Origin of the sequence: Campylobacter concisus (assembly GCF_902460875.1) — a bacterium.
Lineage (GTDB): Bacteria > Campylobacterota > Campylobacteria > Campylobacterales > Campylobacteraceae > Campylobacter_A > Campylobacter_A concisus_AA.
In genome coordinates, this window is sequence record NZ_CABPVR010000031.1 from 1 (window position 1) to 709 (window position 709).

Genomic DNA, 709 nt, shown 5'->3' on the forward strand with positions numbered 1-709 from the left:
GAGAAATAGATAGCGATTTTAAACAAGATTTAGACCGAGACTTTCCGCTTATAATAAAAGCTTATGCTGCAACTTTAAGTACAATTTATAATCAACTCTCTTTAGCAAACAACACCAAATACTACGTAAAAAATATCTTTATAAATGGCCCTTTATTTTCAATAAACAATAATTTGAGGGAAAATATATATTCCGTAAAAGACAGCACGCCAAATCTTGATATGCTTCCAAAAAGTGAGCTAAAAGAGAATATTTATAAAGACTTTAACCAGTTTGAAGCCAACTATCAAGCTAAAAAGATAAGAGAAGCTAAAGCCAAGATCGCATTTTCTGAGAAGCTAAATATCGAAGATATAATCTTAATAAAACAGTATGAAGATGATAAATTTATACTTTTATTAGATAGTGCCATAAATATAAAAAATGAGCTACTAGAACTTACCGAGAGCGAGAAAATAAGCTTTGGCATAAAGACCTTTTTTGAGTTTTTGCTTTGTGGCTTGCTCATTTTGTCTTTGCTTGGTATTTCTGCTAGGTTGAAATTTTTAAAGGTGCTTATCGATAAGTCAAAATACATATCAAACTATATCCTATCATCAAAAGAGACAAGTGCGGATAATGCTATATCAAAGCTTATAAAAACTTATGAAGATCTAAAAGAAACTTATATAAAAGATAGCAGCTTTTTTCAGATAAAAGATAGATATAT

1 protein-coding gene is annotated in these 709 nt (G+C 29.3%); it reads left to right on the plus strand.

What is annotated here, in order from left to right:
- Window positions 1-173: 173 nt before the first annotated feature.
- Window positions 174-709: hypothetical protein (locus F3H01_RS09135; protein WP_149725566.1), on the plus strand; the 536-nt coding region annotated here is incomplete at its 3' end.